12 protein-coding genes and 1 pseudogene are annotated in these 16175 nt (G+C 35.2%); 5 read left to right on the forward strand and 8 right to left on the reverse strand.

Features of this window, described 5'->3' with window-relative positions; all coding sequences use genetic code 11:
* Positions 1 to 229 precede the first annotated feature (229 nt).
* The 3 genes and pseudogenes from IPK91_10245 (at position 230) to IPK91_10255 (ending at position 5680) form a co-directional block, all read left to right on the forward strand.
* A complete protein-coding gene (locus IPK91_10245; GenBank protein ID MBK8297637.1) occupies positions 230 to 2458 on the forward strand; it encodes a VCBS repeat-containing protein in 2229 nt (742 codons plus the stop codon).
* A 358-nt stretch (positions 2459 to 2816) separates the two neighbouring features.
* The gene (locus tag IPK91_10250; protein ID MBK8297638.1) at positions 2817 to 5048 is read left to right on the forward strand and encodes a CRTAC1 family protein; all 2232 of its coding nucleotides are present in this window, start codon (positions 2817 to 2819) and stop codon (positions 5046 to 5048) included.
* Between the two features lie 207 nt (positions 5049 to 5255).
* Positions 5256 to 5680, forward strand: a pseudogene (locus IPK91_10255) (methylated-DNA--[protein]-cysteine S-methyltransferase).
* Between the two features lie 384 nt (positions 5681 to 6064).
* Here IPK91_10255 and dinB read toward each other — a convergent pair.
* Positions 6065 to 7210, reverse strand: coding sequence for a DNA polymerase IV (dinB, locus tag IPK91_10260; GenBank protein ID MBK8297639.1), 1146 nt, complete (start codon positions 7208 to 7210; stop codon positions 6065 to 6067).
* Positions 7211 to 7325: 115 nt separating this feature from the next.
* Here dinB and IPK91_10265 point away from each other — a divergent pair, with 115 nt between their 5' ends.
* Both IPK91_10265 and IPK91_10270 read left to right on the forward strand, forming a co-directional pair.
* Positions 7326 to 7643 carry a helix-turn-helix transcriptional regulator gene (locus IPK91_10265; protein MBK8297640.1) on the forward strand — a complete coding sequence of 106 codons (318 nt, stop codon included), beginning with the start codon at positions 7326 to 7328 and terminating at the stop codon, positions 7641 to 7643.
* Between the two features lie 32 nt (positions 7644 to 7675).
* The gene (locus IPK91_10270) at positions 7676 to 8095 is read left to right on the forward strand and encodes a S24 family peptidase (protein MBK8297641.1); all 420 of its coding nucleotides are present in this window, start codon (positions 7676 to 7678) and stop codon (positions 8093 to 8095) included.
* A gap of 468 nt (positions 8096 to 8563) precedes the next feature.
* Here IPK91_10270 and IPK91_10275 read toward each other — a convergent pair whose 3' ends face one another.
* The 7 genes from IPK91_10275 to IPK91_10305 all read right to left on the reverse strand — a co-directional run bounded on the left by IPK91_10275 (position 8564) and on the right by IPK91_10305 (position 16174).
* A complete protein-coding gene (locus IPK91_10275; GenBank protein ID MBK8297642.1) occupies positions 8564 to 9745 on the reverse strand; it encodes a PDZ domain-containing protein in 1182 nt (393 codons plus the stop codon).
* A gap of 27 nt (positions 9746 to 9772) precedes the next feature.
* The gene (locus IPK91_10280) at positions 9773 to 11212 is read right to left on the reverse strand and encodes a M56 family metallopeptidase (protein ID MBK8297643.1); all 1440 of its coding nucleotides are present in this window, start codon (positions 11210 to 11212) and stop codon (positions 9773 to 9775) included.
* Positions 11212 to 11592 carry a BlaI/MecI/CopY family transcriptional regulator gene (locus IPK91_10285; GenBank protein ID MBK8297644.1) on the reverse strand — a complete coding sequence of 127 codons (381 nt, stop codon included), beginning with the start codon at positions 11590 to 11592 and terminating at the stop codon, positions 11212 to 11214. Before IPK91_10285 ends, IPK91_10280 begins: the two co-directional genes overlap by 1 nt.
* Positions 11593 to 11858: 266 nt before the next feature.
* Positions 11859 to 12920 (reverse strand): hypothetical protein, encoded by a 1062-nt coding sequence (locus IPK91_10290; GenBank protein ID MBK8297645.1) that lies wholly within the window; start codon positions 12918 to 12920, stop codon positions 11859 to 11861.
* Between the two features lie 126 nt (positions 12921 to 13046).
* Entirely contained in the window at positions 13047 to 14450 is a 1404-nt protein-coding gene (locus IPK91_10295) for a hypothetical protein (protein ID MBK8297646.1), read from the reverse strand.
* 321 nt (positions 14451 to 14771) lie between these two features.
* On the reverse strand, positions 14772 to 15422 hold the full coding sequence (locus IPK91_10300; protein MBK8297647.1) for a hypothetical protein: 651 nt from the start codon (positions 15420 to 15422) through the stop codon (positions 14772 to 14774).
* A complete protein-coding gene (locus tag IPK91_10305) occupies positions 15419 to 16174 on the reverse strand; it encodes a cyclase family protein (GenBank protein MBK8297648.1) in 756 nt (251 codons plus the stop codon). The genes IPK91_10300 and IPK91_10305 overlap by 4 nt, the downstream gene beginning before the upstream one ends.
* Between the last annotated feature and the right edge of the window lies 1 nt (position 16175).

Below are 16175 nucleotides of genomic sequence, written 5' to 3' on the forward strand. Positions count from 1 at the left end.
TTGAGGGACCTAAGTAAAATGTTAAATCAATTCAATTTTAGAATTACTAAACACAGTTAAATATACTGATTTTATTTAATTTGAATGGTATTAAACAGATTCTAATTTAATTTATTTACATTCTAACAGATCTTAAATTTGAATTTTATATTATTAAATACCTTTAGACTTTCTTTGGTATGTTTTCGGGTTTAGGTAGTAATGTTGTTTATATTTAATTAAATCAAATATGATTAAGTCAATTCAATTTAAAATTGGACTTTCTTTTTTTCTTTTTCTCTCAGTAATGGCTTGCAAACCGACTGTGGATCCCACCACGAACATGGTCGGGCTTTTGGAAAAAACATTCAAAAAGAATTCAGTCAAAGAAAATTTTTACTTTCCAAATTCTGCTTTGGTATACTATGATTCATTATTAAATATTAATTTAAGTTTTGAAGAGAAAATGGAATGCCTCTACGGGAAAGGAATCACCCTATTGGCTTTGGGCAGAGAACGGGAGGCAATTCAGGCGTTTGAATTGGTCGCAAGTAAATTGAAAGATCCTTATGGCAGTGGAACGGCTACCTTAATGAGTAAATTGGCTTTGGCGTATTTAAGAATGGGAGAGCGTCAAAATTGTATCAACAATCATACCGCTGAATCTTGTTTGTTACCAATCCGAGGCACCGGGATCCATAAAGATCAATCGGGTTCTCAAACGGCCATTAAATTATTTACAAAAATTTTAGATCGTACCCCGGATGATTTATCCGCTCGTTGGTTATTGAATATTGCCTACATGACTGTTGGGGAATATCCGGCTTCGGTACCTAAAAAATATTTAATCGCAAACCTTGATAAAGATCCAGTCACGGTTTCTTTTAAACCCTTTGTTGACATTGCTCCTTTTCTTGGTTTGAATACAAAAAACATGGCAGGCGGTTTAATCGTCGATGATTTTAATAATGATAATTTATTAGATGCTGTAACTTCTAACTGGAGTTTAACTGAACCCATGCATTTTTTTACCAATGATGGTAAAGGTGGTTTTAATAATCTGTCTAACAGTTCCAATTTAGGCAAGTTAAATGGTGGACTAAACATTATGCAAGTTGATTATAATAATGATGGCAATTTGGATGTTTTTGTTTTAAGAGGTGCCTGGATGGAGCAGTTTGGCGAACAACCAAATTCATTAATAAGAAATAATGGGGATGGCACGTTTACAGACGTTACCGTTCAAGCAGGTTTGTTGTGTTATTTTCCAACACAGGCAGCTGTCTGGAGAGATTTCAACAAAGATGGTTGGTTGGATTTATTTATTGGTAATGAAACATCCAATCAACGGGCTACGTATCCAAGTCAATTTTTTATTAATAATACGGATGGTACGTTTACTGAATCCGCTGCCAAAGCAGGTTGCCGTATTATAGATTATACAAAAGGAGTTAGTGCTGGTGATTATGACAATGATGGTTTAGAAGATATCTATATATCCAGCGCCGCCGGAAATCAAAGATTATTTAGAAATACCGGAATCAAAAATGGAATTCCACAATTTAAAGATGTAACACAACAGGCAGGTTTAGATGATATTAAAATCAAAACGTTCCCTACCTGGTTTTGGGACTATAATAATGATGGTTGGCTGGATATTTTTGTTAGTGGATATGCCTTTGGCGAATCTATTGCACATACAATGTGTTCTGATGCATTAGGAATTCCACACACAGGGAGCAAATTGTATTTGTACCAAAATAATAAAAACGGAACCTTCACCAATGTTTCAAAAGCGGCTGGACTTGATTTTCCCGTTTTTACTATGGGTTCCAATTTTGGTGATATTGACAATGATGGTTTTCTGGATATGTATTTAGCTACAGGTAATCCCGAATTTGAAGGAATTGTTCCTAATAAATTATTCAGAAATACTGGTAATGGCAGTTTTATGGATATTTCTGTGGTTGCCCGCGTAGCGAATCTACAAAAAGGACATGCCGTAGCAATTACTGATATAGACAATGATGGTGATCAGGATATTTATGTGATCATTGGGGGTGCTTATCCCGGTGATTATTTTCATAATTCACTCTATTTAAATCCTGGTCAGAATACCAACCGTTGGTTTCACTTGCTTCTAGAAGGTAAAGAATCGAATCGCTCTGCAATTGGGGCCAGAATTAAAGTAGTAATAACTGAAAATGGAGTTAAACGTTCCATTTATCGGGATGTAAATTCAGGAGGTAGCTTTGGAAGTACATCCCTTCGTAAAGATATCGGTCTGGGTCAGGCTGATATTATTGACGAATTAAGCATTACCTGGCCAAGAACTCAAAAAACCCAATCCTTCTATAATGTCCCGGTCAATCAAAGCCTTAAATTAATAGAAGGTCAAGGCACTTTAATGAAATTAGAATTACCAATCCTTAAATTTATTGGGGATAGTTCTAAAATTCCAATGTGCAATCCATTGTAATAAAATAAGAAAGCTAATTTTTAATCAACCTTTTATTGACTTATTAATTTTTATCCTTTTATTAGACCTATTCATCCTGTCTATTTCATAATACACAAATTTTAAGAAGTCTTAGTGCTTTTCCTATCTAATCTTGACCCAGGAATTAAAGAACTGGAATTACCATTTATGTGTAGAACACATTAAGAATTTTCTAAGAAACACATGATTTTACCAATTGGGGGCAAATGTTAAATCATTTGCAGGGCTGTCCTATTTCTTTAATCTAACGAATAGATCAATCAGATTTGAATCGGTTGAATTGAATGAACCTGAAATTTTTTAAATAAAAATTGAAAATTTTAAAACGATTTTATCAATGAAAACAATCGTGTATTTAGTTGTTGCACTCCTTGGAATCGCTTTTGCTTTCTTTAAGTGCTCAACGTCCCAGGATTCAACTCAAAAGATGAGTCAAATGCTTCAGTCCATTTATCAGAAAAATTTAGCACCTGATAATCCATTTGCACCCATTGCTGCATTAAAATTATATGATTCCATTTTAAAACAGAATTTAAGTGAAATGGATCGGATGGAGCTCCTGTTTAGAAGAGGTTTTGCTTTGCTTGCAATGGGCAGAGAAGCTGAATCTGTACAACAATTAGAATTTTTATCTCAAAGATTGACCGATCCATATGATCCCAGTACCATTATTTTAATGAAAAAACTGTCAATATCTTATTTGCGTTTGGGTGAAAAACAAAACTGTGTAACAAATCATACAGTAGAATCTTGTTTGTTGCCAATTCGTGGTACTGGCATTCATAAAGATCAATCCAATTCAAGAAATGCCATCACGATTTTAAATAAAATACTTGAAAAAGAACCCATGGATTTTGAAAGTCGTTGGATACTCAATATTGCTTATATGACGGTTGGAGAATATCCGACCCAGGTTCCTACTAAATTCCTGATACCCAATTTAGACAAAGATCCTACCGAAGAAAATTTTAAACCATTTGTGGATATCGCTCCAATGCTTGGGATTATTTCCAGTAATCTCGCAGGTGGTGCAATAACGGATGATTTTAATGGAGATGGTTTTTTAGATATCATTACTTCTGACTGGTCATTAAAAGGAACTATGCATTGTTATATCAATGATGGCAAAGGCAGCTTTTCAGATGTAAGCCAATCTTCTAATTTATCTCAATTAACCGGTGGATTAAATATTATGCAAACAGATTATGATAATGATGGTGATCTTGATATTTTCGTTGCAAGGGGTGCGTGGATGAATAAGTATGGAGAACAACCCAAATCCTTGTTACGAAATAACGGGGATGTTACATTTACTGATGTTACCGAAGAAAGTGGATTGATCTCCATGCGTCCAACGCAGGCCGCGGTGTGGCGAGATTTTAATAAAGATGGCTGGCTTGATTTATTTATTGGCAATGAAGCCACTCCAAATACGACCGACTATCCCAGCCAATTATTTATCAATGATAAAAAGGGTCACTTTACAGAGGTTGCAGAACAAGCCGGTTGTCAGCTAATTGATTTTATCAAAGGTGTAACTGCAGGTGATTATAACAATGATGGGTTTGAAGATATTTACATTTCAAGTTTAACAGGTCAACAGGTATTACTAAAAAATATGGGTGTAAAAAATAACATTCCAATTTTCCAAAATGTAACTCATGAAGCTGGTTTAGATGATATTAAAGCAAAAACTTTTCCTACTTGGTTTTGGGATTATAACAACGATGGATGGTTAGATATTTTTGTGAGTGGTTATGATTTTGGAAAATCCATTGCGACAACCACTTGTATGGAAGAACTTGGTATAGAACAAACGATTTGTCAAATGCATTTATATCGAAACAATAAAAACGGTAGTTTTACAAATGTTTCGAATGAAGCCGGTCTGAAACATGCAGTGTATGCAATGGGTGCAAATTTTGGCGATGTAGACAATGATGGATATTTAGATTTGTATTTAGCAACAGGAAATCCGGAATTTGAATCCTTAGTACCAAATCGTTTGTTTAAAAATTCTGCGGATGGAAAATTTACCGATGTAACGGTAGCTGCCCGTGTTGGAAACTTACAAAAAGGCCATGGCGTTGCAATATCAGATATGGATAATGATGGAGATCAGGATATTTTTGTTGAAATCGGCGGTGCATTTCCGGGTGATTTTTTTCACAATTCCTTTTATCTTAATCCGGGGCAAAATAATAACAACTGGATTCAAGTCCTTTTGGAAGGGAGTGATTCCAATAAAGCTGCTATTGGATCCCGCATTAAAATCAGCATCACTGAAAATGGAACGAAACGGGATATATACAGAGATGTAAATTCCGGTGGAAGCTTTGGTTCGTCTTCTTTAAGAAAAGATATTGGTTTGGGCAGTGCTGCAATTATTGATGAACTTACAATAACCTGGCAGAAATCTCAGAAACAAGAAGTCTTTCATAATATACCTGTTAATCAACGATTGAAAATTAAAGAAGGCGAAAATAAGATTACAAAAATAGAATTAGCGCCACTTCGCTTTCTTGGTGATAGTACAAAAATACCTATGTGCAAACCAGCTATTATTTAAGGGTGTTCTGAATCTATTTTTATTAATTATTTCAATTAGATTCATTTTATTTACCATTCCATTCAGTTTATATTTGCAATTTTCTTAGACTTTTAAGATTTGCAAATAGACTTTTGTTATATTGAATCCCCACTTGGAAAATTAATAGCTGGTGCTGATCATTCCGGAATTTGTTTTTTAGAATTTACCGATGGCACCGAGCTATCAATGAATGAATTAAGCTTTCGGCTAAAGAAAGATCCGCATGATATTCATTTTAATATTTCTGATTTGTTGAATCAACTCATTCTTGAATTGAATGAATATTTTGCCGGACTAAGAAAATCATTTACGGTTCCCTTGTCTTTTTATGGTACTGATTTTCAAAAAAGGTTTGGAATGAATTGTTAAAAATTCCATTTGGAACAACCAGCAGTTATCAACAACAAGCGATTCGTTTGGGGAATCTTGCAGCCATTCGTGCCGTCGCTCATGCCAATGGCACCAATAAACTTGCTATACTGGTTCCATGCCACCGGGTCATCGGTTCAGATGGAAATCTTACCGGGTATGCAGGCGGACTGTGGCGAAAGAAATTTTTATTAGAACTCGAGCAATCGAATTCAAAACAATTGGCCCTTTTTTCTTCGTGATTCGTTTGGAGAGACTGTAGAGAGGAAGTCTGTAGTCTATAGAGAAGAAGTCTAAAAGAAAATTAATTTGGCTTTCCATCCCGGCTTAGGTGTTAGGTGATAATTGTAAGTTGTTACTGGTTAATTATAAATGGTTAATGAACATTTCTTTTTTCTCTTCGAAGTCCAAAATACAATTTTCAATTTTTATTTCAAAATTGCAGCATTACAAGATTGTAGAATTCTTAAAACCTCCAGACTTCCTCTCTATATCAGGAGTCAACAGTCAGAAGTTAACAGTCAATTAAATTCATAACCACAGACTTCCTCTCTACAGACTACAGACTCTCTCCTACATTATAACATGGTAGCTTTGCAGGATTGTACCATTGTAGCATTGTTCCCTCACAGCACTGCAGCACGCATTACCGATCCGGATCCCCAACGTTTGCGAATGTGGTCGAGTTGTTGCAACAAGGCTATTTGTTCTTCTGTATCTTCAAATAAACTGATTTGATAATGACCGTGTACCAACCCGCTAAATTTTAATCCAACCAATCGAATCAGTTGTCTTTTTTCATAAAGGCTGTCAAACAATTCATAACACACACGTCGCAGGGTATTATCCTGTGAAGTATATGCAATGCGCCGTTGTTTGGAATAGGTATTAAAATCTGCATAACGTATTTTAACTGTTACACAGGAACACACCCGATTGCTTTGTCGCATTTCGAATGCCAGTTTTTCACACATATCCAGTAATAAAATTTTAATCCGTTTAATATCGAGTGTATCCTGTTCAAAGGTGCGCTCTTTTGAAATGGATTTTTGTTCGTGATAAGGTAAAACCGGTCGTTCGTCAATTGCATTGGCATGTTCCCATAAATGACGGCCACTGTCATTGCCAAATTCCCGTTGAAGCAAGGGTACCGGTATCTGACTTAAAATATGAATTGTCCGCACACCCATAAAACTTAAACGTTTATAGGTTTCTTTTCCAATTCCCGGAATTTTTGCAGTACTGAGGGGTGAAAGAAACGAACGTTCCGTTCCTTTCTCAATTTGAATGGCCCCATTGGGTTTCGCTTCATTGGTCCCCACTTTAGAAACCAATTTATTAACGGATAGTCCAAATGAAATCGGAAGTCCTGTTTCCCGGGTTAACTTTTGCCTTAATTCTCCCGACCATTTCATACAGCCAAAATAGCGATCCATGCCGGTGAGATCCAGGTAAAATTCGTCAATGGAGGCTTTTTCAAATATCGGCGCTTCCTCCGATATAATTTCGGTTACCATCCCCGAATATTTGGAATAGGAATCCATATCTCCCCGGATAACCTGGGCTTGCGGACAAAGTCGCAAGGCCATTTTCATAGGCATGGCCGAATGCACCCCAAAAGCACGGGCTTCATAACTGCAGGCCGCTACTACACCCCGATTGCTATAGCCTCCCACTATAATTGGTTTACCCAGCAAACTGCTGTTTTTGATGCATTCCACTGAGACAAAAAAAGCATCCAAATCCATGTGCAAGATCGCACGGTCGTACATAGCTAATAATTAAATTAATCAGACGATTATATCGGCAAATATAGTCGATATTTTATTAAAAAGTTTTTTGTTTGTCAAATTTGCCTTAACTTGAGCCGTACTAAAGTTTAACTACATGTTTCTGGTACAAAATCTTCGCTTCCTTCGTCAAAAAATGGACTATTCGCAAGCACAGGCAGCCGATAAAATCGGCATTCCGCGGACAACCCTCGGAGATTATGAACGAGGACATACTGAACCCGATATGGCCCTGTTGATTAAAATTGCAAAAGCCTATGAGGTCCAAATTGAAGCCCTGCTCACCCGGCAAATGGAAAAACTAAGCTGGGATGAAGTGAGTACTAAAAATGTCAAAATCCTGGCAATGACCATTGACCAAAAGAAAAAGGAAATATTGAACTGGTCCGTACCAAAGCCGCCGCAGGATATTTAGAAAATTTTCAAGATCCAGAATTCGTCAGTGAATTGCCACGTTTGCATTTCCCGGCATTAAAAGGCTTTTACAGGGCTTTTGAAATTGAAGGGGATTCCATGCTGCCAATGGAATCAGGATCAATCGTGATCTGTAAATACGTCGAGCGATTGAATGAAATTAAAAACGACGAACCCTACATCGTAGTTTCACAAAGAGACGGTGTCGTCTATAAGCGACTGCAATTAAATCAAGAACATCAGGCCATCAACTGCATTTCAGATAATATTCAATACCCGGTTTTTCAATTGGGCTACGAAGATGTTAGAGAAATCTGGGAATACCACGCCCATCTGGCATTCACTGAACCCAAAACCAGTTTTGAAAATTGGAACGAAGATCGAATGGGCGATATTCAGAAAAAAGTCACTGAATTACATAAACACTATATCGGAAAATCTGAAGGAAATTAAAATTCGCTTTCAATGTTACACAAGCTAATAGCTAGCTAGCTACAGAATAGAAATTAAAATATTTTTGCTGGCTATAAATAAACGATTCGCTTATTTTAAAATAAACAATTTATAAATCGCTACACACAGAATTGCAAAACTTATCGAAGCCAAGACAATTGCTACGATTCGCATTCTCCTCCTAAGTTCTATTCGCATCGTTTTTAATTATTAGTTCAACAGAATTAATCTACAATACAAAAATACGCTGGAACAGAATCCGTGAAGCTAAGGAGTAAGCAGTTATTAAACAATTTAATTCCAATCCTACAGGTCCAATACCAATTGTAATTACCATCATTTTGAATTGAACACTTCAAACCAATTTGCTCCGCTTGTATTAAAAAAAAAATCCGGAAGTTCCCTCCCGGATTTCGTTTAATTTTATTAAACTATGCTACTGAAACAAAGATAGAAGAAAGCCAAATTTTATTCTACAATAATTTTTTGAGTTAAAACTTTATCCCCTTGTTTTATTTTTAGAATTAAAGTTCCTTTCGCTTCGTTTTTTATGTCTATTTCCTTATTATAAGTTCCGTCAAATACATCCAGTTTTTCATTATAGACTTCTTTTCCATTTAAATCAAGAACCTGTATCGTTGTTGGAACTTTCAATCCGGAAAAGTTAATTTTCATTTGTCCATTGCTAGGATTTGGACTACTGGTTAAATATTCAACATTTAAAGACTGTTGATTTTCTTTACGGACTATAACATCTTTTGATTCACCACCCTCGCTTTTAATAATCTCGATTTGCTGGTTGGCGCCTTCACCATTAATTATTTTAACATCTTTATCATCTCCATTAATAATGATCATTTTTTTCATATTACTACCTGATCCAGGCAAGCCTCTAATTTCTTCAATCACTTCTTTTCCATCTTTATCTTTCTTAATGATGATGCATTTCCGCTCACCAGAACCAGCTTCTCCCGGTTTGCAACATTTCATTTTAGCCATCCCTGGACTGCAGCTTTTCATACTGATAGCTTCTTCCTTGCGCTCTTGCAACTTGGCATTTAAGTTTTTAACTTTCGTTCCTCTCAAGATATTGACTTTTACTTTATCGCCAGGCTTGTTATCTGAAAGTTGTTCTATCACGGCATCTACATTTTTCGTTTCCTTGCCCTTAATTGCTAAAATTATATCTCCTTCTAGAATTCCTGCTTTCTCTGCAGCAGATCCTTCGAATACTTCAATTACCTGGGCTCCGTTTTCTCCATTTACATTTTCTAGTTGAACCCCTAATACGGCTTTGTTTGGTGGTGTTACATTTTTTTCCATTTCAAGTTCATGCCACGCCATTTGATTACCCATTTCCGGCGCTCCATGAAACATCATTTCATGAGCTTCCCCGTCAGATAATGTATTTCCTTTTCCATCTTTAATTATTACCTGAATGTCTTTATCCATTGAAGGATCCATTGAAGGATCCATTGACATAAAATCAACCGTATCAATTTCTTCTTTCTGCGTTTCCTTTCCGTCAATATTCTCAACGGTTACCTTTTTAATAATATACTTTGTTTTCGATTTACCTTGCTCCCCCTGTGCTATTAATGCCGTTAATGGAAGCAACATGATTAGGTAAAATAATTTTAACTGTTTCATATGCAATTATTTTATTAATGAAAAAAATTAGTTTATTTGATTGTTATCGTGCTGAATCGTTCCAGGATCCATCATTTCGTGCTCAGGCTCAACGAGACTTTCTGAATTCTTATTCATGCGTATAATGATAATGGTACGATCATCTTCAGGTGCATAACAGCGAATTTGCTTTGTGACTATCCAGGATCCTCCATCTGTTATATGATTTGGTTCAGAACCAATTTGTTTTATTTTAAGTAGCGTTTTTGTTTTTTGATTCAATTCATTCCGAATCGCTTTCTCTAGTTCAACATTAAAGCCATGATTTGATGGATCCTCAAAAACCAAGTCCTGATTTGTATTTAATGGCTCGTATTTATAAATGCGTTTATTAATCACCCTTTTTTTAATATTTGCATTCTGAGGTTTAGTAGTTTTATCTGCTTGCTTATTGCATAATATTTTGTTGTCAAGACAGACCATATTTTGCATAGGTGCTTCTCTATTAACGACCTCATTACAAACTAAATCTTGTGTTAATGGATTCATTTTTATAAAAGCCATTCCCGTCATAAGCAACATAATTGCAAATCCGGAATACATCTCGTTTTGGGTACCTGAAATATTTAATACGGTTTCAATTCGTTTACGCAATTGTTTTTTCTGTCTAAAAAATGGAAGTGAAAATGCTGGGATTAAACCAGAACTCTCTTCAATTCTTATAATTAATTTAGCATACTCCAATTTGGAATTAATATAATTGGAAGCTGATGCATCTGCCAATAATTCGCGTTCCAGTTTTAAGTGACTGAGCAAAATATGAACTGCCGGATTATAAAAATAAACGATTTCAATTAAATTCATCATTAAATTGACCCAATGATCCTTATTCAATGCATGGGAAACTTCATGAGCTAAAATACATTCAGCTTCCTTTGCTGATAACTGATTAATCCAGGCGGTTGGTATTAAAATTACTGGTTTAATGACCCCTGTTAAAAAAGCACTTCCGATTTTCTCACTTTGTAGGAGTACAATATTTTTTTGTATTTTATAGTGCTTGCATACTTTTTGGAAAGCATGGGACCATAAATCGCTTGCTAAGTGATCCGATACATGAATCAATCGCTTAATGTAAATATGACTCCAAACAAAACGTATGCAAAAAACAATGCAACCAATTAACCATATTTGATTTATATATTGGAGTACAAGGTTCTGGTCTAAATTTGGAATAAAAGCAGTAATTGATATTAATTGCAAGGAGGGTTTGTAAACCAAACTTACAAAAGTTAAAACACTTGTAATAACAATTAAAATCAATGCTGAAAGGGACAACGTATATAAAACCTTTGGATTCTTTCGATAAAATATACGCAATAACCACATCAATAATACGATCAATGCACCTTGCCATAATGAATGCATTAAGGTTGAGGCAAAAAGTTCATGCCATGGAGTCGCTTCAATGTGGGCGCTTGTTTTCATTATTTAGATTCCAGGTCTTTTAATAATTTTTTAAGATCATTGATTTCATCAGGAGAAGCTTTATAGTTTCCTAATGTCTGCATAACCATTTCCATCGGTGAACCATCAAAAACATGATCTATCATATCTTTTAAATAATTCTTTTTTACTTGTTGCTCCTTAATGGCTGGTTTATAAATATGCAATTTTCCTTCTGCTTCCCGAACACAAAGTCCTTTTTCAAACATTATTTGAAGCATCTTTAAAGTTGTAGTGTAACCAACATCCTTGTGCTCATTTAAAAGCTCATTCACCGCTTTAACGGTAGAAGGTCCTAATTTCCATAGAATCTGCAGGATCTCTAATTCGCCGTCAGTGGGTTTATGAATTAATTTATTCATGGGTCATTTATACAATTGGTGATACAAATATTAAAACACTATACAAATCTACGAAATATTTCGTACTATTTAATATTTTTTTAACGTACCCCAATTTAAACAAGGACCTGTTGAGATTTTCTAAGGCGAATGAATTTCTTCTTTCAGGCTAATTATTTTAACCTAAACATCTATTTTTGCCAAATAAAAATTTGATATTTTAGATAAATTTATGGATTATCAAAATAATATTTTGAAATTTACTGTAGGTGCGTTAAAGGGATCCCTTACATCTTTTCAAAACGTACATCCTCTGTTCCTTTAGCGGTAATGCATTGAATGACATACCAACCCGGACTTAGTTTGCCAATATAGATTCTGCTTTCCGATGTCGAAACATCTCGTAATGGGATTCCCTGAATGTTTAATAAGCGCATCTTGTGTATAGCAGATTGGTTTTTATACTTAATATAAAGATACTCTTTGGCTATAGTAGGATATATCTCAAAGGATGCATCTGGATTAATTGTTGCCGTCCGCACCGGAATCGTAATTTTAATGGTTGTTGTACAATTATTTGCGTCTGTAATGATTAAATTATAATCACCAGCCTTCAGAGAATCCGGGTTTTCATTTAGAATTTTAAAAGTATAGGGTGCAACACCTCCTGTGATGATAAGATTACTAATTCCACCATCATTTTTACCGGGTGTAGCAGATCGAATACTATAATTTGCATTCAACGCTGCAGGTTCAACTATATTAAAGCTATACACTTTATTGGTATTCTTGGCTGAGGTGATCGTCACATCATAATTGCCTGCTACCAGATTTGCAATTTTATTACTGGTTTCACCTGTACTCCATTTAAAACTAAACGGATCCGCACCTATTAAGTCTTCTATTTCAATTGCAGCTTTATCACCAATACACAATATGCTATCAATTTTAATTTTTGAAATTTTAGGTATGCTGCATTCAAAACTTATTGATTTGCAGGTAAAATCTTCATCACAATCACCAATTGCAATCAAACAAATACTTTGCGGGGATTTATCACAATCCAAAACGGCATCTACTTCGGATGCTGCTAAAGTATCTTTTCCGATAATCCATTTGACACTGCGTGAATTTTTAGATTCTGATTTTAGATGTACAAATTCATAATCTTTAGTAAAAGTAAAATCTGCTTTTGGAGTCACACTTAAAACTTTTGTAAGCGTATCCCTCACCCCTGAAGATAAATTATAAAAACTACCGCTTGCAGTTGTTTCAAGTTTAACGGCCCTTACAAGATATTCATATTTAAATCCATTAAAAGGGCACAGATCTCTATAAAAAGTATCCATTACATTTCTTGCAGAAACTTCATAGATCGAATTTCCAGTTATTCTGCGATATACATTATATCCATGTGTTGCCTCAATTGATTTTCTCCATTTTAAATCGATGTGCGGACCCGTTTCAACTGCTTCTCATGTTTCGGGCGCTGCAATAGGATACATAATTAAACTTGGGTCACCCATTAAAGCAACATGAGTGGACCGTGCACCAAATCCTGCCTGATACAGACTGGAATTATTAATACTTAATTTGCCACACAGTCCGATGGGATCACCCATCGCCATGTAGTGCATAGACCACAAAGGCCTGCCTGACCATGCATTGCTAAGGATGGTTCCACTGGCCAGTGCTGCACGTAAAAAATTATTTGGACTATCCCAATCACCAAAATAACTGCCAAATAAAAATGTAAATACGGATTGTAAACTATCAACGGCCATGTTTTGTGTGGTACTTATCCCTCCTGCGCCTTCATACCAACCTCCACCTGCTCCAAAAGACCACAAATACGATTTTTTTAATAAACTATCTCTATAATTACCGTATTCAACATTTGACGGTCCGAAAAATGCGGAAAAATTTTTCATGCCACTTTGTCCAAATGCTTCCCCGGCAAAATTAAAATTGTCTAAAACGATGCCTCTTCTGACTGCGTTTATTTGTCCGGTACGCCATCTGTGATTTTTATTTAAATAACTTCTCAACAATTCTATTTCCGATTTTGAAAATGCAGGCATATTAAAAAAATCTACACGACCTACTTCTAGATCAACATCACTTGGCAAGCTGCTTTGATCAAACTTTCCATCACCTGGTATGTTTTTATTTGCTGCTCTTCCTGCACTCACATCATCAACAATTACATCGGTCCAGGTACCATCCAATTCACCATAGTAAGAATCACAAGGCCAGGCTCCTACATGGTCTGTATGTCCATCTGGTGCTATGTCTCCGGAATAAGGTACTTTAACATGCCCCAAAATGAATACAGACTTTAAATCCGGATTGGATCGTTTCAAATCTGCAATTTTTGTTCGAATTTCTACTACGGTATTTTTAGAAGCAGGCACATAAGTCAATACATTCCAAGATTCATTGGAAACGTCTGCCTTCCAAATATCAATTTCTGTTTTCAACCTGACATTGACTAAACTGTCAACCAACAATAAGATGCTTCCACGACTATCTGTTTCAGGAAGTTTGATCCCGGCATACACGTATCCGAATCCATTTGAAACGGAACTTACCTTAGATACCCGATATTCATAGCCTTTGCCCACTTCAACGTTTTTATCTACATATCTGGTAGAATCTTTCGATACATTGGCAATAAAACTACCCCAGCTTGTTGCTGATTTTGTCTTTCTGAAAACATAATAATTTGTAGCATCGGGATCTGCAATCCAATTAAGTGTAATGCTTGCAGGACTTTCCTGAGTCTCTACCCAGATAAGTACAGAGGCTTTTATACTGTAATTTTGAGCCTTTAAAAATGCGGTACAAAGAACAAAAAATAAAAGGATTGAAAAACGCATGGTTGAAATTTTACTCTAAATTATAAACTTATTATGGATTAATCAAAGTTGATTTCTTGCAAGACTTATAAAATCTTACCAATTCGCATGGAGAATTTTTAATTATCTTATTGCCGGTTAATTATCAATATATTAAATATATTATTAAATATCATACGCTGCATCCAAATTCAGGTAAAATGAATTTTTTTAAAAAGTCTTTAGCACAGTTAAATTGCAGGATCCATTTTTTAATTCCGGTTTAAACTACATATGAAGTGATTAAAGAATTGTATACTCCTGCAAGTGACTTTTTTAGAGCTTCCATTGGCTAAATTCATCCTATTTCTTCAACATCTGAATCATTTGCAGTTTTGCTTTCCGAAAATACATCAATTGCAATCCGATGAATGAAATAATTCCTCCTGCAAACGCAAGATTTCTAAAAGAATTCATAGTTTCTTTGAACTGTGGATAAAATGGGTTAATTATAAAGATACTTATTCCAGTTATTACCAGTGAGCTAAGTAAAAAGGCGACTACAAATGCAATTTTATCTTGTTGATTTATCTGGGCGGTCTGAAATAAATTTGAAAATAATTTTCTGCTGTACTCTTTATTTTCTGATTTCCACTTTACTAATTCTGCATAAATTTTACAAGCTTCTTCGATTTTGTTTTCATTTTTATATGCCTCAGCTTTATAGTATAATATTTTTTCAAAAATTGCTTGTTGCCTTTCATTAAATAGCTGGTGGTTGATGAGTTCTGATATAAATGAATCAGCCTGCGTATAAAATAAGCTGTATTTATCTAGTTTATATAAGGCTTCAATGTAATTGAATTTTATTTCGATATACTCATCGTATTCCAGTTTTACAATTTGATCAAAATAATGCTGGTAAAAATAATAAAAATCGTAAAATGCTCTTTCCGGAATGTTTTTAAATCTGGAAAAAACCTTGCTGCCGATTTGTTTATAATTCGTGATCATACGAGTTCTTCCAATCGAAACAATAATGGCCTTGAAGGCACTGCGTCTTGTTCCATTGAAGCAAGCTGCAAATTAATTAAATAATAGTTATCCTCCAGGTGATCCGGTATATAAATCAATTCTGTGATACTGCAATCCAGGGCTCGATTCCCTTCCCAAAAGCAATGATGGGCCGCCAATTTTCCACCATCTTGTTCCCGGTCTACAGAGGGAAGATCAATCAATAAATGTTTAACTTTTTTTGATACGATAAAATCCATGGCTTCTTTGGATAAATAGGGTGGATTGGTTCCAGAATAATGCTGCTTCGTTTTTGAAATATCATTAGGAAGCGTTCGGATAATTAAAAATTCCGGGATGTCAATATCCTCTAAGAATCGTTCAAGACTTTCTGCTTGGATGATTCGATCTCCGTTCTCCATTTTAGTTGGATAAATGGAAACTAAATAGGCTATTCCAAAAAACTGTTTCACGATTTGATTAACAGAATGTCGTTCCTTTGAAATATGACCGACCCCTTCTGTGTGAGTCCCTCCACCGTGTATATTTATAAACGTGTTATAAAAGTTTACCGGACCTCCTTCTTTTACAGAACCTATAAAATCGCCTTGTTTCACCGCTTGGCTACTAAATAAATTGGCATAAAAGCAATTCACTTGTTGGTTTCCTTCTTTATAAGATATAGACAAATCAATGCCTTGGTTTAAATCACACGTATAGACTTTGTGTTCCCGGCTAAATTGAATTTTCATC

It is taken from the genome of Saprospiraceae bacterium (assembly GCA_016712145.1).
Taxonomy (GTDB): Bacteria; Bacteroidota; Bacteroidia; order Chitinophagales; family Saprospiraceae; genus Vicinibacter.

What these genes read in the sequence shown, in the direction of transcription:
- IPK91_10245 (MBK8297637.1), top strand. Translation starts at nt 230, where the DNA reads ATGATTAAGTCAATTCAATTTAAAATTGGACTTTCTTTTTTTCTTTTT.
- IPK91_10250 (MBK8297638.1), top strand. Translation starts at nt 2,817, where the DNA reads ATGAAAACAATCGTGTATTTAGTTGTTGCACTCCTTGGAATCGCTTTT.
- dinB (MBK8297639.1), bottom strand. Translation starts at nt 7,210, where the DNA reads ATGTACGACCGTGCGATCTTGCACATGGATTTGGATGCTTTTTTTGTC.
- IPK91_10265 (MBK8297640.1), top strand. Translation starts at nt 7,326, where the DNA reads ATGTTTCTGGTACAAAATCTTCGCTTCCTTCGTCAAAAAATGGACTAT.
- IPK91_10275 (MBK8297642.1), bottom strand. Translation starts at nt 9,745, where the DNA reads ATGAAACAGTTAAAATTATTTTACCTAATCATGTTGCTTCCATTAACG.
- IPK91_10280 (MBK8297643.1), bottom strand. Translation starts at nt 11,212, where the DNA reads ATGAAAACAAGCGCCCACATTGAAGCGACTCCATGGCATGAACTTTTT.
- IPK91_10285 (MBK8297644.1), bottom strand. Translation starts at nt 11,592, where the DNA reads ATGAATAAATTAATTCATAAACCCACTGACGGCGAATTAGAGATCCTG.
- IPK91_10290 (MBK8297645.1), bottom strand. Translation starts at nt 12,920, where the DNA reads ATGGATACTTTTTATAGAGATCTGTGCCCTTTTAATGGATTTAAATAT.
- IPK91_10295 (MBK8297646.1), bottom strand. Translation starts at nt 14,450, where the DNA reads ATGCGTTTTTCAATCCTTTTATTTTTTGTTCTTTGTACCGCATTTTTA.
- IPK91_10300 (MBK8297647.1), bottom strand. Translation starts at nt 15,422, where the DNA reads ATGATCACGAATTATAAACAAATCGGCAGCAAGGTTTTTTCCAGATTT.
- IPK91_10305 (MBK8297648.1), bottom strand. Translation starts at nt 16,174, where the DNA reads ATGAAAATTCAATTTAGCCGGGAACACAAAGTCTATACGTGTGATTTA.